Raw genomic sequence first — 20,876 nt, forward strand, 5'->3', positions numbered from 1 at the left:
CAAATGAGAAAGTCGTTGGGGCTATTGAAAAAATGCTTTATGCCCCAGCGAATTGCGCAAATTGCCACGGGTATTGAATGTCGTCGCGTTTGTCCTGTGCGCTCGTATGGGTCGGCCGCCAGTCGGTTCGCTGCGCAACCACACGCCCGAGGTAGGGGGCGGCCGTGTCGAGGATAGGCGTATGGTCCATATCCTCGGCCTCGACGATACCCCGGTCAGGATTGCGCACCGCCCAGACCATTCCTGCGAACACCCCTGCGGCGACCTGCAGGCTGGTGGCCGTATTGAACGGCACTAGAACCCGCGCCTGGTCAACCGACAGCATCGAGCCAAACCAATAGGCATTCAAGGCATGTCCCATGAGCAATACCCCGAGCGCATCGATCCCGCCGTCGGCAACTTCACTCCCCATCACCCGTTTGCTGCGCGGAGGCGCCCAGTCGTTACCGATCAACTCGTTGATCGACAACAGTGCGTCGTCGCAGCAGCGGTAGGCATAGTGCAGCGTGGGGCGATAAATCACCTCGTCGTGTTCGCGTAGCGTCAGGTAATCGGCCAATGAGCAGGTTTCATGGTGGGTAATCAGCAGGCCCAGGCAGCTGCCCGCCACGGGTGTCCAGGTTCTGACGGGCACGGTGGCGCTGGGGTGATCCAGATAGATCGCGTTTTTCGCCCCGGTACGATGGCGTCGTGCGTCTTTGCGCCAGTGTCGTTCATGGGTGCCCCACGCCAACTCTGCTGGCTGCCCGGCCTCGCTGATAAAACCGTCGACCGACCAGGTATTGATGAACTCTCCGGCTTGTCTGGGCTGGGTGGAGCGTTGCGTATCGTGCTCGGCGATATGCACCACCTTGACCCCCATCTGCATCGCCAGGCGCGCCCATTGCACTTGGCCGTCAGCGAGGGGCGCCGGGTGCTTCAACTCGTCAGCCAACCGCATCAGGCCGGCCTTGAGCAAGTGTGAAATCAAGCCCGGGTTGGCGCCATGGGCGACCACCGCCGTAGGCCCCTTGCCGAGCTTGTTGCGCAGCGTGAGCATTTGCTGGCGCAAGGCGTAGTTGGTGCGTTGGGCGCTGGACAGTGCCGGGTCGATATAACCGCCAGCCCAGGGTTCGATACAGGTGTCGAGGTACAGCGCGCCTGCATGGGCGGCGTAAGTCATCAGGGCGATGGAGCTGACGTCCACGGATAAATTGAGCAGGAAGTCGCCGCGGTCGACATATCGGTCAAGCAGGGCTTCGTAGTTGTCTTCGTCCAGGTGCGCTTGGATAAAGATGATGTTGTTGGCTTCAAACCATGAAGTTTGCTCAAGCACGGGCGCAATCACAGTGATGGTTCGCAGGATCAGCGTTTCTTGTTGTAGCAACAGCGGCAACGTGGCTTTGGCGATCGAGCCAAAGCCAATCACCACGAGATTGCCGGAAAATATCGATAACTTAGCCATGCAGCCTCCTTGTGCATCAACACGGTGCATGGCTTGAATATTACGGCGTTGTACCCAGGCGTCTACTGGCAGAATTAACAGGGTAGTTGAAGTGATCCACAGCTCAAAATAGTCTCCTGCATCCACAGCCGCTGATGGATTGGCTGCACACATGCGGGAGGTGGCTTGCCCTAATGCCATTGTAAGAGCGAGGCGGGCGCCTCGCTCTTACAATGGACTACTTTCGCTTAATTGGCGGGTGTCAGTAGCCAACGGTGAAGCGTTTGCGCGAGTGTTTGGGGGTTTCCACTTCATCGAGCATGGCAATGGCGTAGTCGGCAAAACTGATCGAGCTTGTCCCATCAGTGTTGACCAGCAGATCATCCTGGCCCAGGCGGAATTTACCGGTGCGCTCGGTTCCATCGAACAGGGCCGACGGCGACAGGAAGGTCCAATCCAGCTCCTTTTCCTGGCGCAGCGTTTCCAGGAACTCGGCCCCCGCACTGGCTTCAGTTTTGTATTCAGCCGGGAAGCCCGGGCTGTCGATCACCCGGCTGCCGTCCGGCAGCAGCAGCGAACCGGCGCCACCTACCACCAACAGGCGTTTGACCCCGGCCTTCTTGACCGGGCCGATCACGGCGCTGGCAGGCAAGGTGGCGAAGTGCGCCGCACTGATCACCACATCGCTGCCGCTCACGGCCTGTTGCAGGGCATCGGCGTCCAGGGCATCGACGCGTTTGGCCGTGACGCCTGGGCGTGCGGCCAGTTTGTCGGTATTGCGCGCGATGGCGGTGACGGTATGCCCACGGCGCAGCGCTTCTTCCAGCAGTTGGCTACCGGCACGGCCGGTGGCACCAATGATTGCGATCTTGCTCATGACGTTCTCCAGTCAGGTCAGGGTTTAAAACCATTCACCACTTCATTTCGCCCTTGGCGACTTTGGCGCTCAATTCCAGCGAGCTTTCGTCGGCGAGGGTCGGGTAACGCTTTTTCATCGCCGCGATCAGGGCGGCGGAATCCTTGGCCTTGGCGGTTTCGCTGTCGAAGGCCTTGACGTAGTCGGCGGTGAACGTGACCGAGGCCGGTGATGGCGTGCCCAGGTAATGGCCCGGAATCACGGTGGTCGGCTTCAAGTCTGCAATACGTTGCAAGGTGGCCAGCCAATCCTTGTGGGACTGCGGGGTCTGGGTGTCAGCCATCCACAGGTGAATGTTTTGCGCGACCACCACGCCGCCGACCACGGCCTTGATCGACGGAATCCACACAAAACTGCGATCCGGCTGCGGGCCGTCCAGTCCGATGACTTCCAACTCCTGTCCCTCCAGCGTCAGGCTGTGGCCTTCGAGCACCTGTGGCACGACGGTCTTGGCCGGTTTGTCGGCGCCCATTTTCGGGCCCCAGAACGCCAGCTTGGCGGCGACGGTGGCGTTGATATGGTCGACCACCGGTTGGGGCGCCAGCACTTTCGCCTCAGGGAATGCGGCGGTGAGCGTGTCGAGGCCGAAGTAGTAGTCCGGGTCGCCGTGGCTGATGTAGATGGTGGTCAGGTGTTTGCCGCTGGCGCGGATGTTCTGCACCAGTTGCTCGGCCTGGCCCTTGCCGAATTGTGCGTCCACCAGGATCGCGTCCTTGGCACCGCTGACCAGCACCGAGCTGACCGGGAAAATCGCGGCTTCGCCGGGGTTGTACACCTCGAGTTTCAACTCTGCCGCCAGTGCGTGGGCGCTGAAGGCCAGGGCGGCTGTCGCCAGAGTTAAGCGTTTGAAGGTCGAGAACATCGGGCAGCTCCTGCCATCGGTAAGGGGTGCACAGAGCTTAGTTGCATAAAACATCACAAAAAATGCGATGCTGGGACATAGTTTGTTTCTGAAATCGGGCAAATCATGGATCGTCTTCAAGCAATGCGCGTGTTTGTCAGCGTGGTGGACCTGGGCAGTCAATCTGCCGCCGCCGATCATCTGGACCTGTCGCGCCCAGTTGTCTCGCGCTATCTGGCCGAACTGGAAGATTGGGTCGGCGCGCGCTTGCTGCACCGCACCACGCGCAAGCTCAGCCTCACGGCCGCCGGCAGTGAAACCCTGCCGCGTTGTCGGCAATTGCTGGAACTGTGCGCTGATATGCAGGCCGCCGTCAGCGAGCCCGATGAGACCCCGCGGGGCCTGCTGCGCCTGAGTGTCAGCACCTCGTTCGGCCAGGCGCAGTTGGGCGCGGCCATTGCCGAATACGTCAAACGCTACCCGTTGGTGACGGTCGATCTGCAAATGCTGGATCGCACGGTGAACCTGGTGGATGAGCGCATCGACCTAGCGATTCGCACCAGCAACGACCTGGACCCGAACCTGATCGCCCGGCGCCTGACCGTATGCCGCTCGGTGGTATGCGCCACGCCGGCTTATCTGCAGGTGCATCCGGCGCCGCAGAAAGTCGAAGACCTGGCCCGGCACAACTGCCTGACCCACTCCTACTTCGGCAAGAACCTGTGGCATTTCGAGGAAAACGGCGAGCATGTGTCGGTGCCCGTACACGGCAATATCACCGCCAACGAGGCCAGCACATTATTGCGTGTCACGCTGGCGGGGGCAGGGGTGGCGATGCTTCCCAGCTATCAGGCCGGCGACCTGATCCGCAGCGGTGAACTGGTGCGCTTGCTGCCGGGGGCCGAGCCACGGCAGATGAATATCTATGCGGTGTACGCCTCGCGCAAGCACATGCCCTCGGCGTTGCGCAGCCTGCTGGATTTTCTGGTGCTGCGGTTTCCCGAGGCGCCTGCTTGGGATGTCGGTCTCTGAGGCGACATAAACGGGCTGAATGGCCTGCAATCATGGCAACTTGCCCGGACTGACCTATGCTTTAAACAGCACCGTATAGATCTGTTCAGAGGTGTGTCATGAGTATTAAAACCAGAAAGTACCTGATGATTTTCAGCCTGTGCGCATTGGCTACCGCGCTTTACGGGACGGCCGCGTATCGCGTGGAACAGACGCGCATGCAGCCCACCTTTGCGATCAGTTGCCATCAGGATATGTGTGTGCCCCGCAGCGGCAGTTTCAGTGCCTTGCGTTGATGCCGGACGCGCTGCAAGCCGCCGATGTTTAATGCTGCGGGCTATCGGCCTTCAGCTGCTCGCGAAACGCTTTGGGTGAGAATCCGACCCTGCGCCGGAACAAGCGTGAGAAGTTGGTCGGGTCGGAAAACCCCAGCACTTCCGACATTTCATTGATGGTCATGCTGGTGTACGTCAGCAGGCGCTTGGCCTCCAGCAATTGGCGGTCATGCATGATCTGCAAGGCTGGCTGCCCGCCCAACTCCCGACACGTCCCATTCAAGTGTGAGACCGAGATGCCCAACTTGTGGGCCAGGTCTTCAATCTTGGGGTGTTCGCGGTAATGCTGTTCGACCAACTGGGTGAAGCGCCGGAAATATTCACGGCTGCGTGGCACCCTGGGGTGGCGGCGCTGGATCGCCTGGCGGCTGACCCACACCAGCAGCACGCTGACCAGGGCGTGCATCATCATGTCGCGTGCCGGTTGATCGTCGGCGTACTCGTCCTGCAAACGGGTGAACAGGTTGTTGAGGTAATCACTGTCCTTGCCCGCCGGGTAGTTGCCCAGGGCGTGCAGGCCATCGACCGTGCTGCCCAGTTGCGCCTGCAAGTGGCTGACCAGGGGCGCCGACAGGGTCACCACGTAACCTTCGACATCTTCGGAAAAACGAAAACCGTGCACACACAGCGGCGGCAGTACCTGCAGGCTCGCTTCGTTGAGCGTGGTGCGCTGGCCTTCGATTTCCAGGTGTGCCTGGCCTTTGTGCACGTACAGCAGCTGGCAGAGGTCCGCGTGCCGGTGGGGTTGGATTTCCCACTGGTATTCCCGACTGCGCCGGGAAATGGTTTCGCAGTGCAACAAATCGGGGGTCGGCCACTGTTGGCTTTCCCCGTAAAGCTTGAAGACCGGAATCGCGGTGTTGGTCATGGTTTCAATCCGATACTCAGGAAGTGGTCGGTAATCGCCCCGATTGGCAAAAAGCGCAGGCTTTGAAACAGTTTTCACCTTCTTATGCTGCTCGCTCAAGTGAAAAATGTCAGCCACACGTCCACTGACAACTCTTTCACTCGTTCGGTTCGAGTGAAGCCTGCAGGCCATAAGAATAATGAAAACGCTGAAAACCCAAGTCGCCATTATTGGCGCCGGTCCGTCCGGACTGCTGCTCGGCCAGTTGCTGCACAATGCTGGCATCCAGACCCTGATCCTAGAGCGCCAAACCGCCGATTACGTGCAAGGCCGCATCCGCGCCGGGGTGCTGGAGCAAGGCATGGTCGACCTGCTGCGCGAGGCCGGTGTCAGCCGACGTATGGACGCCGAGGGCCTGGTGCATGACGGTTTCGCCGTGGCGCGCGATGGCCGACTCACCCACATCGACCTCAAGACCCTGACCGGCGGCCAGTCGGTGATGATCTACGGCCAGACCGAAGTCACCCGTGACCTCATGGCCGCCCGTGCAGCAGCCGGCGCCACGACATTGTATGAAGCCTCGAACGTACAACCCCATGACCTGAAAACTGAACGTCCCTGGCTGACCTTCGAGCATCAGGGCCAGGCCTTTCGCCTGGAGTGCGATTACATCGCCGGTTGTGATGGCTTTCACGGCGTGGCCCGTCAGTCGATTCCGCCCGAGGCGCTGCAGGTGTTCGAGCGCGTCTATCCGTTCGGCTGGCTGGGCATGCTTGCCGATACGCCGCCGGTGCACCCGGAGCTGGTGTACGCCAAGCATTCCCGTGGCTTTGCGCTGTGCAGCATGCGTTCGCCGACCCGCAGCCGTTACTACTTGCAAGTGCCCGCGCAGGAGCCCTTGGCCGACTGGTCGGACCAGCGCTTCTGGGATGAGCTGAAAACCCGCCTGCCCGCCGACCTGGCTGAACGGCTGGTCACCGGGCCGTCACTTGAAAAAAGCATCGCGCCGCTGCGCAGCTTCGTGGTGGAGCCGATGCAGTACGGGCGCCTGTTCCTGCTCGGCGACGCCGCGCACATCGTGCCGCCCACCGGCGCCAAGGGCTTGAACCTGGCGGCCAGTGATGTGAACACCTTGTTTCGGATCTTGCTCAAGGTCTATCGCGAAGGGCGCGTGGAGTTGCTCGAGCGGTACTCCGCCATCTGCCTGCGGCGGGTGTGGAAGGCCGAACGGTTTTCCTGGTGGATGACCTCGATGCTGCATCAATTTCCCGAGGCGGACGGCTTCAGCCAGCGCATTGCCGAGAGCGAGCTGGATTACTTCATTAACTCCGAGGCGGGGCGCAAGACCATCGCGGAAAATTACGTCGGGCTTCCTTACGAAGCTATCGAATAGCCTGCTATCGTATTCGGCATTCCCGCTGGCTGCCGTTGCCTGCGGGCCCTGCTCGAAGGTTCTGCCGTGACCCCTCTCAATCAGCCCGCTCCAACCGTTCCCGCCGTGCGTAGCATCCTCGCCGCGCTGATGCTGGCGATCTTTCTCGGTGCGCTGGACCAGACCATCGTCGCCGTGTCGATGCCGGCCATTTCCGCGCAATTTCATGACGTCAACCTGCTGGCCTGGGTGATCTCCGGCTACATGGTGGCGATGACGGTGGCGGTGCCGATCTACGGCAAACTCGGCGACCTGTATGGGCGGCGGCCGATGATGTTGATCGGCATGGGGCTGTTCACCGTCGCCTCGCTGTTCTGTGGCTTGGCGCAAAGCATGGAGCAACTGGTGCTGGCGCGGGTTCTCCAGGGCATCGGTGCCGGCGGGATGGTCTCGGTAAGCCAGGCGATCATCGGCGACATCATCCCACCCCGCGAGCGCGGGCGTTACCAGGGCTACTTCAGCAGCATGTATGCAGTGGCCAGCGTCGCCGGGCCGGTGTTGGGCGGTTATATGACCCAATACCTGTCCTGGCGCTGGGTGTTCCTGATCAACCTGCCGTTGGGCGCAGTCGCCTGGTACGTGGCCCATCGCACCCTCGTGGGGTTGCCGGTGCCACAACGCAAACCGATCATCGATTACCTCGGCACCGTGCTGATGATCATCGGTTTGACCGCTTTGTTGCTTGGTATCACGCAAATCGGCCAGGGCCATGCCTGGCGTGACGATCAAGTGCTCGGGCTGCTGGCCTGTGCGCTGTTGGCGTTGAGCGTGTTCGTATGGCATGAACGCCGCGCGCCGGAGCCGTTGTTGCCCATGCACCTGTTCGTCAACCGCAGCGCGGTGTTGTGCTGGTGCACGATTTTCATCACCAGCTTCCAGGCGATTTCCCTGACGGTGCTGATGCCGCTGCGTTACCAGACCGTGACCGGCGCCGGTGCCGACAGCGCGGCCCTGCACCTGCTGCCCCTGGCGATGGGGTTGCCGATGGGCGCCTATTTCGCCGGGCGCATGACGTCGGTGACGGGCCGCTATAAACCGATGATCCTCAGTGGCGCGGTGTTAAGTCCCCTGGCGATTTTCGGCATGGCCTACAGTGCGCCTGAGGCAGTCGGGCTGACGTCATTGTTCATGCTGTTGTGCGGGATTGCTGCGGGGATGCAGTTTCCGACTTCGTTGGTGGGGACGCAGAATTCGGTGGAGCAGCGTGATATTGGCGTGGCGACCAGTACGACCAACCTGTTCCGCTCCCTGGGTGGGGCGGTGGGGGTGGCGTGTATGTCGGCGTTGCTGCTGGCGTTGTTGCAGGATGGGAGTTTTGTTCATTTGGCCAGTGGTGCGTTGGTGGGCGAGGGGGGCTCTGGGAATGTGCTGCTTGATGGGCTTAACGCTGCGCCTGGGGCGGCGCGGGATGCGTTGCGGGGGGAGTTGGCGGTGACGTTTCGGCGTTTGTTGATGGTGAGTGCGGGGGTGTCGTTGTTGGGGTTGGCGGCGGCGGTGGTGATGCCGGATCGGGTGTTGCGGGGGCTTGGGGATAAGCGCTGAGGGCTTGGGGCGTGGCGGCCTCTGGGCCGACCAGGTCGTTGGGGGTGACTGAGTACATATCCGTTATTTAGGTAACGGCGGCTTATGGTTCCGCTCTTACAGCGGGTCACTTTTGGAAGGACCCAAAAGTAACCAAAAGGTCCTCGCCCCACCACTCGGCACCTCGCTTAGGCTCGGTGTGCCCTCACTCCGGCTTGAATCCGTGGGCCGCCGCCATGCGCCATCCATGGCGCAGGGCGGCTAACCCGGCGTCCTGCCGGGTTACCCACGGATTCAAGCCTGCGTTCGGCCAGCGTGGTTTAACGGGGCGACTGAGATCAAGATCCAAAGCAAGAGCAAGAGCAAGAGCAAGAGCAAGATCAAAAGATTGCTGACTTCGTCAGCGTCTGAGGAAGTAGAAGCCACACCGCGCACGCTTCAATGATTAGGTCGGCTCGAAGGCCGCCTCGCTTTGCTTTTGCTTTTGCTTTTGATCTAAGCGCCCCGTTAAACCACGCTGGCCGGAATTCGATAGGGATTTGGGGGGTAAACCGGCAGGACGCCGGTTTAGCCGCCCCGCGCCATGGATGGCGCGTGGCGGCGGCCCCCCAAATCCCTGTCGGATTACGGGCACACCGAGCGTGAGCGAGGTGCCGAGTGGTGGGGCAAGAGCCCTTTGGTTACTTTGGGGCTTTTCCAATCGGCATAGGGGGCGGCCATCTGGCCGCTCCCCTGCCACACCACCCGGCATGCGGGTCCGCACCGGGCGGTTCGAGAAGTTCAGGTTAACTGAGGCGGGGAAGCCCCAGCCGATCAAACCACGCGACCGTCAGAACGCTATGAATCAGCCCGGCGCTGTTGTGCCAGATCCTGTGGCTATCCACCGCTATTTGCGCAGCTAGATCCGGGGTCGCCCCCATCCTGCACAGCTCACGATAGGTCGTCCTGCCGGTCTTCCACTGCTTGAGCTGGATTGCCCTGAGTCTTCGACGTATCCATCCATCCAGCCGTTTCCACATCGCTATGGTTTGCGACAGGCAGAAATACGCCTTCCAGCCCAGTAGGTACGGCCTCAATCTTCCAATGACCTGCTCCAGGCTTCGACCGCCGTTACGCGAAGTCAATTCCCGGATGCGTTGTTTGAAAGCCTGGAGTGCCTTGTTTGTTGCCCAGCGCCTGATCTTTCCGTCGGGTGTCAGCCAGAAGCCGTACCCAAGGAATTTTCGACCGAACACACTGGCAACTGCGCTCTTGCCTTCGTTCATGCGCAACCCAAGGCGACCGTAGAGGCGTTGGAGCACTGCCATCACCCGCAGGCCGGCTTTGGGGCTGCGTACATAAACATTGGCATCGTCCGCATACCTGACGAAGCAATGACCTCTTCGTTCCAGTTCCTTGTCCACTTCATCCAGCACCACATTCGCCAACAGCGGTGAAAGCGGGCCGCCTTGCGGCGTCCCCTGCCTGTTGATCACTACGTCTTTTCCGATCAACGTCCCGCAGTTCAGGTAGGCCCGGATCAGGCACAGTACGCCCCGATCAGTCACCCTCCTGCTCAGTCGGGCGATCAGCAGGTCATGGTTGACGCAATCGAAAAACTGCTCGATATCGACATCCACCACAACCTGACGCCCCGAATGGATATATTGCTGCGCCGCCAGAACGGCCTGGTGAGCGCTGCGCCCCGGACGAAAGCCGTAGCTGTGTTCACTGAAACCAGGATCCAGCAACGGCTGGAGAACCTGCAATAGTGCCTGCTGAATGAGTCTGTCCGTGACCGTCGGGATGCCAAGCTTGCGCTCGCCACCATCCGGTTTCGGGATCAGGACCCTGCGCACGGGAGCAGGCCGGTATTCACCTGCCAGTAACTGGCTGCGTATTCCCGGCCATGCCGTTTTCAGGTGTTGCACGGTTTCGTCGATCGTCAGACCGTCCACACCCGCAACACCTTTGTTAGAACGCACCCGTTTGAGGGCAAGCAGTAAGTTTTCTTTGCTAAGGGCTGCTTGTAGCAGCCCCTCTCCTGTGGGGTTTGGATCATGTCGCGGACAGCCAGCTTCAACGCTGGACGCGCAGCTTGGAGATTCACCCTTCGCCGTCGCTTCCCGCCCCGGTTGCCCGGGCATCTGTTGCATGGCCTGCTGTATCGTCATGTCAAACCGCTTTTCTTCTCGTTTGGTCCTTCACTGCCAAGCAGCTACTACGACCTCTGCTGACTTCTCGCTCCGGCTCACACCGTCGCCCTTTCAGGCATGAGGCGAGATCTCCCCGGGTAAGAACGCCATCCTTCACCTCACAACCGCCGCATTTACGTATCCGGCCTTTAGGCCACAAGAGCTTCGCAGGCACTTGGCTGCTCGCCCTGACCGAATCCGCCTCAGATGCGATTCGTGTACCTCGGCTCGAGGTTTATGCTCCACGCTTCCTCCCCACAGTCGGTCACCCTTCTGCAGTTGCGCTTCGCTTCGTTCGCTGTGGCCAGCTTACGAGAGGACTTTCACCTCCAAGATGGCGCCCATGCCGGGCGCACAAGTGACCCGCCGTAAGGGCGGAACCCTAAGCCGCCGTTACCTAAATAACGGATATGTACTCAGTCAACCCCACCCTCCCGATCAGGGACTGTAATACCCCACCGCCACCATAAACCGCCCCGCCTTACGCAAATAAGCATGCTTATTCTCAACCTTCCCCGTCACCGGATTCTTCCACCGATATTTGTACTCCCCCTGATCCTGCTCAGTCATAAGTTGAAGAATCGGCTCACCCACAGGCTTCCCATCCGGGTCCTTGACCTTGGCAAAATCCGTATTGATCAAGCGCAGGTTGGTGCCATGCGCCACATAGCGCCGCGTATCCAGGTCCACCACGAACACGTAGAGATCGTCCTGCAGAAAACCACCCTGCAATGAGTTGATCGCCTTGAGCGTCCCCGCTTCATCCTTCACCAGCGCGTTCACCGCCTTGTTGCGCAGCGCCCGTGCCTGTTCCGGCGTAGCCCGTGGCAGGTAATAGCCGACCGCCAGGATGCGCTCGCCCACGCGCTGGTAAAACACATGCTTGTGCTCGACCTTGCCGTCATTCCAGTTCTGCCAGCGGTAATCGGCCTGCTGGATACCCTGGCCTTCGGGTGCGCTGATAGCTTGCTTGAACGAAGCCTGCAGATCAGGCCCAAGTACCTCGGACACGTCTCGACCGATCAGGGCCGAAGAGGGGCCGCCACTAGCCAGCAGCACGCCTTTGGTATCGACCACGAATACGTAGCGGTCCTGGTCGATGAACTCACCTTGGCGGCTGAAAGCGGCCAATGCCTGGTCACCGTTGCTCTGGTAGTACGCCAGGGCTTTTTCCAGCAGCGCCTTGGCCGCCTGGGCCTCCGCATCCTGGGCCGTGGCGGCGTGCACCTGGCTACAGCACAACAGCAACAGCCAGGTGAATCGCAACAGTGTGTTCATTTATCCATCCCTCGATTTTGTTGGAATGACAAGAGCGTAGACGGTCGGCGAGGGAATCGTGGCGCAAGCTGATCAAGGCGCCGCCAGCCACTGACTGACAATGCCGTCATACACCCCGGTCGCCACGCTCAGGTGCAACCATTGGTCGACGTAGCTTTTCCAGGCCACATCATCGCGCGGCAGCAGGAAGGCTTTCTGGCTGTACTGCATCTGCCGCTCGGGGTTGACCGCGCACAGCCCCGGTTTTTGTTTCTGCTGGTATCGCGCTTCGCTGGCGTCGGTGATCATCACGTCGGCCTTGCCCGCCAGCAGTTCGTCAAAAATCGTCACGTTGTCGTGCAGGCGTATCTGCGCCTGGGCCAGGTGGGTGCGGGCAAACACTTCGTTGGTGCCGCCCGCCGGCTCGATCACCCGCACTTGGGGCTGGTTGATCTGTTCGACGCTTTGGTAACGCTGTACGTCGGCGCAGCGCACCAGCGGGATCTTGCCGTCGACGCCCAGCGGCTGGCTGAAGAAGGCTTTTTTCTGGCGCTCCAACGACACCGAAATACCGCCCACGGCAATGTCGCAGCGTTGCGCCAGAAAATCCGGCATCAGGGTTTTCCAGGTGGTGGGCACCCAGGTGATCGTCGCGTTGAGGCTCTTGGCCAGGGATTCAGCCATGGCGATATCAATGCCTTGGTAGCGGCCATCGGCACGCAGCGAGGTGTAGGGCATGTAGTCGCCGGTGGTGCACACCGTCAGCGTGCCACGCTCGATGACCTCGTCCAGGCGCGACGGGCTGGCATCGGCCAGGGCGGTGGTTGCCATGCTCGCCAGTACACACAGGGCTAGAGGTGCTTTCATGCGGTCGAATCCTTGGGGCAGGTCGGGTGGTCATTATTGACAGCGCGGGGCAGGGGGACAAGGTGTGTCGGCGGTTTAGCCCAATGGCAATGGCGTCCCGAATCATCAACGGAAGACCCGGAGGGCTTTCGACCTTTTTTTCACGTTGCAGTGGTTAAGCTGCGGACCAAGGTCGTTCTACTTCCGTTATAGCCACATGAGCCCGCGATGTCGTCACAGCCTCCATCCTCCATCGAGACCGAATTCACCGAGCGCCATGACCGTGAGCATGCCAGGGTCTGCGGTGATACTCGTCCGCCTGGGCTGTTGCAGCGCCTGGCCGCATGGCGCGATGCGCGGTTGGTGCGCCATGCGTTGAAGGTCGCCGGGGAGCCGGGGTTGATCCTGGACCTGGCCTGCGGCTCCGGGCGGTTCTGGCCGGTGCTGGGCGAGCACGTCAATCGGGTGATCCTGGCGTCGGACAATTCCGAGCAAATGCTCGACCATGCCCGCACCCACCATCCGGCGGCGCTGCTCAAACGCGTCAAGACATTCCCCGGCTCGGCGTTTTCCATCGGCCTCTCAGCGAATGCGGTGGATTGCATCTTCTGCCTGGAGTTGTTTCGCCATGTGCCCAGCACCGAGGTGCGCCTGGTGTTGCTGCGCGAATTTCACCGGGTCAGTCGCGATACCGTGATTGTGTCCGTGGACGCGCGTACGCCGGTTGAGGAGGAGTTCCGCCAGGCGGGCTTCAAGGTTTTGAATCACCGGGAGTTCCTGCCGGGCTCCAAGCTCTGGTGTGTCTACGTCCTGCGTAAGAGGGGATAACTCCCGCCTGTCGGATTATTCGTCATCTCCTGTCTGAGTTTTCATGGTTGCCTGTGCACTGCGGATGCTCGCAAGCCCCTTTCGCGATATATACTGCGCGCCATTCTTCAAGGGAGAGCCGTGTGGCCATCGATATTCACTGGATCTGCGACAACGATAGCCTCGGCCAGCATTGCGCCGAATGGCAGCAGTTGCCATTCGTCGCCCTCGACACCGAATTCATGCGGGTCGACACCTTCTATCCCATTGCCGGGCTGATCCAGATCGGCGATGGCGTGCGCGCTTACCTGATCGATCCGCTGACCATCGACAACTGGCAACCCTTGGCCGCCTTGCTGGAAAACCCAGGCGTGATCAAGGTGGTACACGCCTGCAGCGAAGACCTGGAAGTGCTGTTGCGCCTGACCGGCAGCCTGCCGGCGCCGTTGTTCGACACCCAATTGGCTGCGGCTTACCTGAACCTGGGTTTCTCCATGGGTTACTCGCGCCTGGTGCAAGCGGTGCTCGATATCGACCTGCCCAAGGGCGAGACGCGCTCGGACTGGCTGCAGCGGCCATTGTCCGACACCCAGGTGAGCTACGCCGCCGAAGACGCCGTGCACCTGGCCGAGGTGTATATCCGCCTGCGCCCGCGTCTGTCGGATGACAAGTACGCCTGGGTGCTGGAAGACGGTGCCGAACTGGTGGCCAACCTGCGTCGCGAAGTCGACCCGTACGAGGTGTACCGCGACGCCAAGCTGGCGTGGAAGCTGTCGCGCGCCCAACTCGCCGTACTGCGTGAACTGTGCGCCTGGCGCGAACAGCAGGCCCGTGCCCGTGACCTGCCGCGCAACCGCATCATCCGTGAACACTCGTTATGGCCCCTGGCCAAATCCCAGCCGGATAACCTCGCCGCCCTGGGCAAGATCGAAGACATGCACCCGCGCACCGTGCGTCAGGACGGCCAGTTCCTGCTCGACCTGATCAAGCGTGCGGGCAGCGTGCCCATGGACCAATGGCCGCCTGCCGTGCCTGAACCGCTGCCGGTCGACGCCGCTGCGCTGATCAAGCAACTGCGCGCCCTGGGCCAGGCTGAAGCTGAACGCCTGGACATGGCCCCGGAGCTGATGCTGCGCAAGAAAACCCTCGAAGCCCTGGTTAAAAGTGGCTACCCCGATGGGCCTTACCAATTGCCAGACTCGCTGCGTGGCTGGCGCCGCGAGTTGATGGGCCAGGCGCTGCTCGACAGCCTGGCCACTGCCGGAGAACAGCCTTGAAACGTATCTGCTCCATTTATCGCAGCTTGAAAAAAGACGGCATGTACCTTTACGTCCTCAAAAGTGACGCCCTGGAGCGGGTGCCGGAGCCGTTGATGGTGGCCTTCGGCAAGCCGCATCACGCGTTCGACATGGTGTTGACACCGCAGCGCAAGCTGTCGCGCGAAGACATCGTCGTGGTCCTGGAGAACCTCGACAAGCAGGGCTACCACCTGCAAATGCCGCCGGCCGAGGACGAGTACATCGAACACTTGCCCGAAGAGTTGCTGCGACGCAACGACCCGATGTGATCGGTGGGTGCCCGGTGCCGGGCACATTCTTCAACGCAATCGTATTGAGTTGGCGCTGGCCGTAAGGATGCGGGCGGCCGTCTGTACTGTTTTTGAAAGGTTTGAACAATGCGTGTTCTGATTGCTGAACAGGATCACCCGCTCTACGCCCAATTGCTTCGCGAAGCCGCGCCCGACCTCGAGGTGCTGACCAGCGGCGACTCGGCCGAACTCTCGCGCCTGGCTGCCGATTGCCCGGTGTGGCTGGGCCAGCCGGACCTGCTGGCAACGCTGTTGCGCCAGGGGCATCACCCGCAATGGCTGCAATCGACCTGGGCCGGCATCACGCCGCTGCTGGCTGAAGGCCTGCCGCGTGATTATCGCCTGACCCGTGCGGTCGGTATCTTTGGCCAGGTCATGGCCGAATTCGTCCTGACCTATATGCTCGGTCACGAACGTGAAGTGCTGGCGCGGCTGGTCAGCCAGGTCGAGCGCAAGTGGGACAACCGCTTGGGCCAGAGCCTGGCGGGGCGCAAGGTGCTGGTCGTCGGAACCGGCGATATTGGCCAGAGCGTGGCGCAGTTCCTGCTGCCGTTCGGCGTCAAGCTGTATGGCATCGCCAGCCAGGCCCGCGAGCAGGCGCCATTTATTGAAGTCGCCGGGCTCGAACAATTGGGCCGGCTGGTGGGCGAGGTGGATTATGTGATCAACCTGCTGCCCAACACCCCCGAAACCCATGACCTGTACGACGCGGCCCTGTTCAAGCAATTCAAGCCGACCGGGCTGTTTATCAACGTCGGGCGCGGCGTGGCGGTGGTCGATGCCGATCTGGTCGAAGCCCTGAAAGAAGGGCACCTGGCCGGTGCCGTGATCGACGTGTGCCGCCAGGAACCGCTGCCGCAGCGCCACCCGTTCTGGACGGCGTGGGGCTTATTGTTGACCGGGCACAGCTCGGCGCCGACTTCGCCGTCGATGATGGTGGAGCTGTTCGTGCAGAACGTGCGTGCCTATCAAGCCAAGCAAGAGCTGCGCGGCGAGGTGAGTTTCGAGCGCGGTTACTGAACCACAGCAGTACAAATGTGGGAGGGGGCTTGCCCCCGATAGCGGTGGGCCAGTCAGTACATTAGCCGGCTGACACTCCGCCATCGAGGGCAAGTCCCCTCCCACATTTCAGAGACTGAAGTCGCCTTCCGAGACCAGCTCGCTCAGCGGCTTGCGCGGGCTCGGCGCCTCACGCCCTTGCAGGTACTCCGGCAGGGTCGACTTATCCCCCAGCTTGCCGATGGCCACGGCGGCATGCAGTGCATACCCTTCTGGAATCTTCAGCTCTTTGCGGGTCAGCTCCTGATCGAAGCCCGCCATGCCGTGGGTGTGCCAGCCGCTCAGGCTGGCTTGCAGGGCCAGGTGACCCCAGGCGGCGCCCGTGTCGAAGGTGTGCCACAAGGCCGGGGTTTCTTCCTTGGCACCGGGGGCGATGAAGTCGGTTTTCGAGGCGATGATCACCAGCGCCGACGCATGCTGCGCCCAGCCCTGGTTGAATTCATTCAGCAGGCCCAGGAAACGCGGCCAATCCGGCGTGTCACGACGGGCATAAAGAAAACGCCATGGCTGCGAGTTGTACGCCGAAGGGGCCCAGCGCGCCGCTTCGAAGAAGCTAAGCAGGGTTTCCTGGGGAATGCTTTCGGCGGTAAAGGCGCGCGGCGACCAGCGGTCGATGAATTGGGGATGGATCGGGTAGTCGGCGACACGGGTCATGAGCAGTTCCTGATCGTCAATTCGGCGCTCAAAACTACTGCGCCGCTACTAGACTGACAAGTGTTGTTACACCGCCAGTCGACAGCGCTTGGCCCCAGGGGGCTTGGGCACTAGACTGGCGGCCTTTTCACCTACCGATACTGACGCAGAGCCATGGCCGCCAAAGTCGAACCTTTCTGGATACGCAAAACCCTCGAACACCTCGACCAGGAGGAATGGGAGTCGTTGTGCGACGGCTGTGGCCTGTGCTGCCTGCAAAAGCTTGAGGATGAAGACGACAACAGCGTCTATTACACGCGCATCGCCTGCAAACTGCTCGACCTGAAAACCTGCCAGTGCACCGACTATCCCAACCGTCGCGCGTCGGTGCCCGACTGCATCCAGCTCACACCCGGCCAGGCCGACCAGTTCAAATGGCTGCCGCCCACCTGCGGCTACCGCCTGGTCAGCGAGCGCAAGGATTTGCCACTGTGGCACCACCTGGTCTGTGGCGACCGCGACGCCGTGCACCACGAACGCATTTCCCAGTCCGGGCGCATGCTCAGCGAAGGCAGCGTGCCAGAGGACGACTGGGAGGATTACCTGATCTTCCGCGCAGGTTGAACGAGGAATGTGTATGAGGGTGGGATTCAAGCTGGCGACCTCTGCGCTGTTGCTGGCACTGAGCATGCCGGCGTGGTGCGCGAAGAAAGTCGACCTGGATTACCACGTCAAACTCCTGCCCCAGAGCGATCAGGCCGAGGTGCGCGTGAGCCTGTCCCAGGGTTCCGCCGTGCGCAGCCTGGATTTTGACCTGGGCCAGGACGGTGACTACAGCGACTTCAAGGCCGATGGGCAATGGAAAGTCACTGGTCATCGCGGTCATTGGCAACCCGGCGCCGACAAGGCCAGCCTGACCTACCGCGTACGCCTCACCCACGCGCGCAAGCCGGGCAGCTATGAAACGCGGATGACGCCAGGCTGGGCGCTGTTTCGTGGCGATGACCTGGTGCCCGCCGCACGGCTGGACCAGCAGGACGGGGTGGAGCTGGTCGCGCGGCTGATGTTCGAACTGCCGGCGGGTTGGAAAAGCGTCGAGACCGCCTGGCCGCGTATCGGCAAGAACCGGTTTCGCATCGACAACGTATCCCGCCTGTTCGACCGCCCCACCGGCTGGATGCTCGCCGGTAACCTGGGCAGCCGCCGCATGCGCCTGGGGGAAACCGAGGTCACCGTGACCTCGCCCAAGGGCCAGGGCATGCGGCGTATGGATGTGCTGACGCTGCTGACCTTCGTGTGGCCGCAGGTGGAAGCCGCGTTCCCGCGCCACCCGGCCAAATTGCTGGTGGTGGGCGCCAGCGATCCGATGCGCCGTGGCGCAGTTTCGGCGCGTGACTCGATCTACCTCAACAGCCGCACGCCGCTGGTCAGCGAAGACGGCAGCAGCCCGTTGATCCGCGAAGTGGTGCAGGCCATCGCCCGCTTCAATGACCACGACAGCAGTGACTGGATCAGCGAAGGCCTGGCCGGCTATTACGCCATTGAGCTGGTGCGCCGCGCCGGGGGCATCACCGATGAACGGTATCAGGCGATACAGGTGCGCCTGGCGAACGAGGGCAAGGACGTGGCGCGCCTGCGTGGCGAGCACGTCAGCGGCGCGACGGTGTCACGGGCCGTGGTGGTGTTGCAGGAGCTGGACCGAGAGATCCGCGTGAAAACCCATAACAAACGGTCGCTCGATGACCTGGCGCAGGCGGTAATGCGGGCCGGTAGCGTTACCACAAAAGAGTTTGTGCAACTGGCTGAGCGCATCATCGATGGTTCATCCGCCGTGCTCGACAGCAAGCTGCTGCGCTGATCTTCAAGCCATGCACAAAGCAAAATGTGGGAGGGGGCTTGCTCCCGATTGCTGTGGTTCAGTCACTGTATGCGGTGACTGACACCCTGCTATCGGGAGCAAGCCCCCTCCCACATTTGAATCTCTATAGGCCGAAGACCTGGGTCACCCCACGGTTTTCGTGGCTTTCTCAGCTGCCACTTCAGCCTTGGTCTTCAAGTTCTGCAGCTCCGCGCCAGCGCGCTCGATCTTCGTGCGTACGCTGTTCATTTCCTGGCGGCCTTGCTCCAGCTTGTCCTTGAGCGAACTGTGCCCGGTGAAACCCCGAGCCAGCGCCACGCCACCAATCGCCACCTGGATCAGCCCGAAGAGCCCGCCACGGCGCAGGCCTTTGCCTACCATCATCACGCCACCGGCCACCGAGCCGATGCGCTCCCAGCCGTGCACGTTCTGTGTACGCGGGGCTTCAGGTTGCTGGTGTTCGATGAAAGGTCGCAGGGTTTTGCTGTCGCTCATGGTCTGTCTCCTACAAAGGCAAGTGTAAGTAGCTGACTGTTCTCGAGGGCCGGATGTTCCCGATATTTCAGTACTTGGGGCCCGAGCGGGTGTTGTTGCCCTTGGCCAGGCGGTCGTAGAGCACCACGTTGACGGTGGCGGCAAGGTTCATGCAGCCGGTGGTCGGAATGTAGACGACGTCCTCGCACCAGTCGCGAATGTCTTTATCCAGCGAGCCGTCTTCCGGGCCGAAGATATACAGCGCGCGGTCGGGGTGGGTGTATTCGGGCAGCGGGCGGGCGCCTTCCACCAGTTCCACGGCGACGGGGATGCAGCCCAGGGGCAGGATCTTCTTCAGGTCATCGATGCCGATCAGCGGAATGTCGTGGTGAACCTTCTTGGTGTCGGTGATGAAGTCCCGCGCGCGCTCGTAACGCACGCCGGTATAGAACACCGAAGCCACGCCGTAGCAGCCGGCGGCGCGCATCACCGAACCGACGTTTTCAGGGGATTTGGGGTTGTACAGACCGATGCAGCTGTAGCGTTTATTGCCCACGGGGAAGGGTGCCTTGGAGAAAAACCGCGATTATACGGCTTTGGGGCATCGTGGTGCTGGGGCGATCGCTATCGGGAGCAAGCCCCCTCCCACATTTGACTGTATTCACAAATCATAATGTGGGAGGGGGCTTGCTCCCGATGAGGCCGGAACAACCAACAAAATCCTCAGTCGTCCTTCTTCATCAACCCCGCCAACGCCGCAAACGGGTTGTGCGTGGCCTTGGCAATCGTCGGGCTGCTGGTGGAGCCTTCGCCGAAATACTGCTGGTCGGTATAGCGCGAATGCTCGTTGTCGTGGCAGTACAGGCAGAGCAGTTCCCAGTTGGAGCCGTCCTGGGGGTTGTCGTCATGGTTGTGGTTGCGGTGGTGCACGGTCAGTTCGCTCAGGCGCTTGCCGGCGAACTCACGAGCGCAGCGGCCGCACACGTGGGGGTACATTTTCAGGGCTTTGTCGCGGTAGCCCATTTCCCGGTCGCGCTGGGCGTCGGCGAGGATGCGGTCCAGCTTGGCGGTGTGGGAGGGCGGATTGGTCGAGCTCATCATGGCTCCTGGCTATTGGGTGGTCACGGACAGGTTGATTCTAGCTAATCACAGCGCAATTAGCCCTTGAGCTTTTCCGCAATCCAGATGGTATGCCGCGTGCCCTTGTTGCCGTGGGCAAACACCTGCACTTCCTCGGCCTTGAAACCGGCCTTGCGCAGTTTGTCGCTGAACAGTTTGTCGGCGCTGGCCGACCACACCGCCAGCACGCCCTTGGGGCGCAGCGCTTTGGCGCAGGCGGCCAGGCCGCCGGCGGAATACAGCCAACTGTTGGCCTTCTGCGTGAGGCCTTCAGGGCCATTATCGACGTCGAGCATGATCGCATCAAAGCCCTGGGGCTCGGCCTGCAACACCTTGGCCACGTCTTCCAGGCGGATTACCGTGCGCGGGTCAAGCAAGGGGCGGCCGGACTTTTCGCCCAGCGGCCCACGGTTCCACTCCATCACCCCCGGGACCAATTCCGCCACCACCACTTCGGCGCTCTTGCCCAAGTGCTTGAGCGCCGAGGCGAGGGTGAACCCCATGCCCAGGCCGCCGATCAGCACCCGAGAGCCTGGGCGCCCCGCGACCTTGCGGCAGGGAATTTCCGCCAGGGCGTCTTCGGAACCGTGCATGCGCGTGTTCATCAACTGGCCACCGTCACCGCCCTGAATCTTGATGACAAAATCCTCGCCGTATTCGAACAGGCACAAGGCACCGCCGTTGTCGGGGATCGGAGTGGTGTCCAGCAGAACGAAACGTTTCATGGAAATCTCA

22 protein-coding genes are annotated in these 20,876 nt (G+C 61.5%); 10 read left to right on the forward strand and 12 right to left on the reverse strand.

All coding sequences use genetic code 11. From position 1 onward, the window contains the following. Positions 1 to 37: 37 nt before the first annotated feature. From C4J86_RS07865 to C4J86_RS07875, 3 genes are all read right to left on the reverse strand, one after another. A complete protein-coding gene (locus C4J86_RS07865) occupies positions 38 to 1,444 on the reverse strand; it encodes a saccharopine dehydrogenase C-terminal domain-containing protein (protein ID WP_124370002.1) in 1,407 nt (468 codons plus the stop codon). Between the two features lie 241 nt (positions 1,445 to 1,685). Next, the gene (locus C4J86_RS07870) at positions 1,686 to 2,300 is read right to left on the reverse strand and encodes an NAD(P)-dependent oxidoreductase (protein WP_124370003.1); all 615 of its coding nucleotides are present in this window, start codon (positions 2,298 to 2,300) and stop codon (positions 1,686 to 1,688) included. Positions 2,301 to 2,334: 34 nt separating this feature from the next. Beyond that, positions 2,335 to 3,201, reverse strand: coding sequence for an MBL fold metallo-hydrolase (locus C4J86_RS07875; protein ID WP_124370004.1), 867 nt, complete (start codon positions 3,199 to 3,201; stop codon positions 2,335 to 2,337). A 105-nt stretch (positions 3,202 to 3,306) separates the two neighbouring features. Here C4J86_RS07875 and C4J86_RS07880 point away from each other — a divergent pair, with 105 nt between their 5' ends. Both C4J86_RS07880 and C4J86_RS26820 read left to right on the forward strand, forming a co-directional pair. Beyond that, on the forward strand, positions 3,307 to 4,212 hold the full coding sequence (locus C4J86_RS07880; RefSeq protein ID WP_124370005.1) for a LysR family transcriptional regulator: 906 nt from the start codon (positions 3,307 to 3,309) through the stop codon (positions 4,210 to 4,212). Positions 4,213 to 4,310: 98 nt separating this feature from the next. Beyond that, positions 4,311 to 4,487 carry a hypothetical protein gene (locus C4J86_RS26820; RefSeq protein WP_164484515.1) on the forward strand — a complete coding sequence of 59 codons (177 nt, stop codon included), beginning with the start codon at positions 4,311 to 4,313 and terminating at the stop codon, positions 4,485 to 4,487. A 28-nt stretch (positions 4,488 to 4,515) separates the two neighbouring features. Here C4J86_RS26820 and C4J86_RS07885 read toward each other — a convergent pair whose 3' ends face one another. After that, positions 4,516 to 5,394: a helix-turn-helix domain-containing protein gene (locus C4J86_RS07885; RefSeq protein ID WP_124361755.1), complete on the reverse strand. Its 879-nt coding sequence runs from the start codon at positions 5,392 to 5,394 to the stop codon at positions 4,516 to 4,518. A gap of 187 nt (positions 5,395 to 5,581) precedes the next feature. On the opposite strand from C4J86_RS07885, the gene pobA reads away from it, so the two are divergent. Continuing rightward, positions 5,582 to 6,766 carry a 4-hydroxybenzoate 3-monooxygenase gene (gene pobA, locus C4J86_RS07890; protein WP_177412774.1) on the forward strand — a complete coding sequence of 395 codons (1,185 nt, stop codon included), beginning with the start codon at positions 5,582 to 5,584 and terminating at the stop codon, positions 6,764 to 6,766. 66 nt (positions 6,767 to 6,832) lie between these two features. Further along, positions 6,833 to 8,347, forward strand: coding sequence for an MDR family MFS transporter (locus C4J86_RS07895; protein WP_124370007.1), 1,515 nt, complete (start codon positions 6,833 to 6,835; stop codon positions 8,345 to 8,347). Between the two features lie 764 nt (positions 8,348 to 9,111). Here C4J86_RS07895 and ltrA read toward each other — a convergent pair. The 3 genes from ltrA to C4J86_RS07925 form a co-directional block, all read right to left on the reverse strand. Further along, positions 9,112 to 10,479 carry a group II intron reverse transcriptase/maturase gene (gene ltrA, locus C4J86_RS07910; protein WP_124370008.1) on the reverse strand — a complete coding sequence of 456 codons (1,368 nt, stop codon included), beginning with the start codon at positions 10,477 to 10,479 and terminating at the stop codon, positions 9,112 to 9,114. Positions 10,480 to 10,938: 459 nt separating this feature from the next. Continuing rightward, positions 10,939 to 11,778 (reverse strand): cache domain-containing protein, encoded by an 840-nt coding sequence (locus C4J86_RS07920; protein WP_124370009.1) that lies wholly within the window; start codon positions 11,776 to 11,778, stop codon positions 10,939 to 10,941. Between the two features lie 72 nt (positions 11,779 to 11,850). Beyond that, entirely contained in the window at positions 11,851 to 12,624 is a 774-nt protein-coding gene (locus C4J86_RS07925; RefSeq protein ID WP_124370010.1) for a transporter substrate-binding domain-containing protein, read from the reverse strand. A 207-nt stretch (positions 12,625 to 12,831) separates the two neighbouring features. On the opposite strand from C4J86_RS07925, the gene C4J86_RS07930 reads away from it, so the two are divergent. The 4 genes from C4J86_RS07930 (at position 12,832) to C4J86_RS07945 (ending at position 16,018) form a co-directional block, all read left to right on the forward strand. Next, the gene (locus C4J86_RS07930) at positions 12,832 to 13,431 is read left to right on the forward strand and encodes a class I SAM-dependent methyltransferase (RefSeq protein ID WP_124370011.1); all 600 of its coding nucleotides are present in this window, start codon (positions 12,832 to 12,834) and stop codon (positions 13,429 to 13,431) included. 122 nt (positions 13,432 to 13,553) lie between these two features. Further along, a complete protein-coding gene (gene rnd, locus C4J86_RS07935; RefSeq protein ID WP_124370012.1) occupies positions 13,554 to 14,687 on the forward strand; it encodes a ribonuclease D in 1,134 nt (377 codons plus the stop codon). Then, positions 14,684 to 14,977: a YcgL domain-containing protein gene (locus tag C4J86_RS07940; protein ID WP_124361763.1), complete on the forward strand. Its 294-nt coding sequence runs from the start codon at positions 14,684 to 14,686 to the stop codon at positions 14,975 to 14,977. Before rnd ends, C4J86_RS07940 begins: the two co-directional genes overlap by 4 nt. Positions 14,978 to 15,085: 108 nt before the next feature. Continuing rightward, the gene (locus tag C4J86_RS07945; protein ID WP_124370013.1) at positions 15,086 to 16,018 is read left to right on the forward strand and encodes a D-2-hydroxyacid dehydrogenase; all 933 of its coding nucleotides are present in this window, start codon (positions 15,086 to 15,088) and stop codon (positions 16,016 to 16,018) included. A 108-nt stretch (positions 16,019 to 16,126) separates the two neighbouring features. Here the strand turns inward: C4J86_RS07945 and C4J86_RS07950 are convergent, their stop codons facing one another. Further along, positions 16,127 to 16,711 carry a nitroreductase family protein gene (locus C4J86_RS07950; RefSeq protein WP_124370014.1) on the reverse strand — a complete coding sequence of 195 codons (585 nt, stop codon included), beginning with the start codon at positions 16,709 to 16,711 and terminating at the stop codon, positions 16,127 to 16,129. Between the two features lie 153 nt (positions 16,712 to 16,864). On the opposite strand from C4J86_RS07950, the gene C4J86_RS07955 reads away from it, so the two are divergent. After that, positions 16,865 to 17,314 (forward strand): YcgN family cysteine cluster protein, encoded by a 450-nt coding sequence (locus tag C4J86_RS07955; RefSeq protein WP_003172524.1) that lies wholly within the window; start codon positions 16,865 to 16,867, stop codon positions 17,312 to 17,314. Positions 17,315 to 17,327: 13 nt separating this feature from the next. Then, positions 17,328 to 18,548: a hypothetical protein gene (locus tag C4J86_RS07960; RefSeq protein WP_124370015.1), complete on the forward strand. Its 1,221-nt coding sequence runs from the start codon at positions 17,328 to 17,330 to the stop codon at positions 18,546 to 18,548. Positions 18,549 to 18,692: 144 nt separating this feature from the next. Here C4J86_RS07960 and C4J86_RS07965 read toward each other — a convergent pair whose 3' ends face one another. From C4J86_RS07965 to C4J86_RS07980, 4 genes are all read right to left on the reverse strand, one after another. Continuing rightward, entirely contained in the window at positions 18,693 to 19,043 is a 351-nt protein-coding gene (locus C4J86_RS07965; protein WP_124366245.1) for a DUF2892 domain-containing protein, read from the reverse strand. Between the two features lie 67 nt (positions 19,044 to 19,110). Beyond that, positions 19,111 to 19,578 carry an RNA methyltransferase gene (locus tag C4J86_RS07970; protein WP_053136646.1) on the reverse strand — a complete coding sequence of 156 codons (468 nt, stop codon included), beginning with the start codon at positions 19,576 to 19,578 and terminating at the stop codon, positions 19,111 to 19,113. A 167-nt stretch (positions 19,579 to 19,745) separates the two neighbouring features. Then, positions 19,746 to 20,120: a YajD family HNH nuclease gene (locus tag C4J86_RS07975; protein ID WP_003210675.1), complete on the reverse strand. Its 375-nt coding sequence runs from the start codon at positions 20,118 to 20,120 to the stop codon at positions 19,746 to 19,748. A 59-nt stretch (positions 20,121 to 20,179) separates the two neighbouring features. After that, positions 20,180 to 20,866, reverse strand: coding sequence for a spermidine synthase (locus C4J86_RS07980; protein ID WP_124370016.1), 687 nt, complete (start codon positions 20,864 to 20,866; stop codon positions 20,180 to 20,182). Positions 20,867 to 20,876: the final 10 nt, after the last annotated feature.

The sequence above is a fragment of the Pseudomonas sp. R2-7-07 genome (genome assembly GCF_003852355.1).
GTDB lineage: Bacteria > Pseudomonadota > Gammaproteobacteria > Pseudomonadales > Pseudomonadaceae > Aquipseudomonas.

Coding starts and splice junctions, on each gene's coding strand:
- C4J86_RS07865 (WP_124370002.1), bottom strand. CDS start 1,444: ATGGCTAAGTTATCGATATTTTCCGGCAATCTCGTGGTGATTGGCTTT.
- C4J86_RS07870 (WP_124370003.1), bottom strand. CDS start 2,300: ATGAGCAAGATCGCAATCATTGGTGCCACCGGCCGTGCCGGTAGCCAA.
- C4J86_RS07875 (WP_124370004.1), bottom strand. CDS start 3,201: ATGTTCTCGACCTTCAAACGCTTAACTCTGGCGACAGCCGCCCTGGCC.
- C4J86_RS07880 (WP_124370005.1), top strand. CDS start 3,307: ATGGATCGTCTTCAAGCAATGCGCGTGTTTGTCAGCGTGGTGGACCTG.
- C4J86_RS26820 (WP_164484515.1), top strand. CDS start 4,311: ATGAGTATTAAAACCAGAAAGTACCTGATGATTTTCAGCCTGTGCGCA.
- C4J86_RS07885 (WP_124361755.1), bottom strand. CDS start 5,394: ATGACCAACACCGCGATTCCGGTCTTCAAGCTTTACGGGGAAAGCCAA.
- ltrA (WP_124370008.1), bottom strand. CDS start 10,479: ATGACGATACAGCAGGCCATGCAACAGATGCCCGGGCAACCGGGGCGG.
- C4J86_RS07920 (WP_124370009.1), bottom strand. CDS start 11,778: ATGAACACACTGTTGCGATTCACCTGGCTGTTGCTGTTGTGCTGTAGC.
- C4J86_RS07925 (WP_124370010.1), bottom strand. CDS start 12,624: ATGAAAGCACCTCTAGCCCTGTGTGTACTGGCGAGCATGGCAACCACC.
- C4J86_RS07930 (WP_124370011.1), top strand. CDS start 12,832: ATGTCGTCACAGCCTCCATCCTCCATCGAGACCGAATTCACCGAGCGC.
- C4J86_RS07945 (WP_124370013.1), top strand. CDS start 15,086: ATGCGTGTTCTGATTGCTGAACAGGATCACCCGCTCTACGCCCAATTG.
- C4J86_RS07950 (WP_124370014.1), bottom strand. CDS start 16,711: ATGACCCGTGTCGCCGACTACCCGATCCATCCCCAATTCATCGACCGC.
- C4J86_RS07955 (WP_003172524.1), top strand. CDS start 16,865: ATGGCCGCCAAAGTCGAACCTTTCTGGATACGCAAAACCCTCGAACAC.
- C4J86_RS07960 (WP_124370015.1), top strand. CDS start 17,328: ATGAGGGTGGGATTCAAGCTGGCGACCTCTGCGCTGTTGCTGGCACTG.
- C4J86_RS07965 (WP_124366245.1), bottom strand. CDS start 19,043: ATGAGCGACAGCAAAACCCTGCGACCTTTCATCGAACACCAGCAACCT.
- C4J86_RS07975 (WP_003210675.1), bottom strand. CDS start 20,120: ATGAGCTCGACCAATCCGCCCTCCCACACCGCCAAGCTGGACCGCATC.
- C4J86_RS07980 (WP_124370016.1), bottom strand. CDS start 20,866: ATGAAACGTTTCGTTCTGCTGGACACCACTCCGATCCCCGACAACGGC.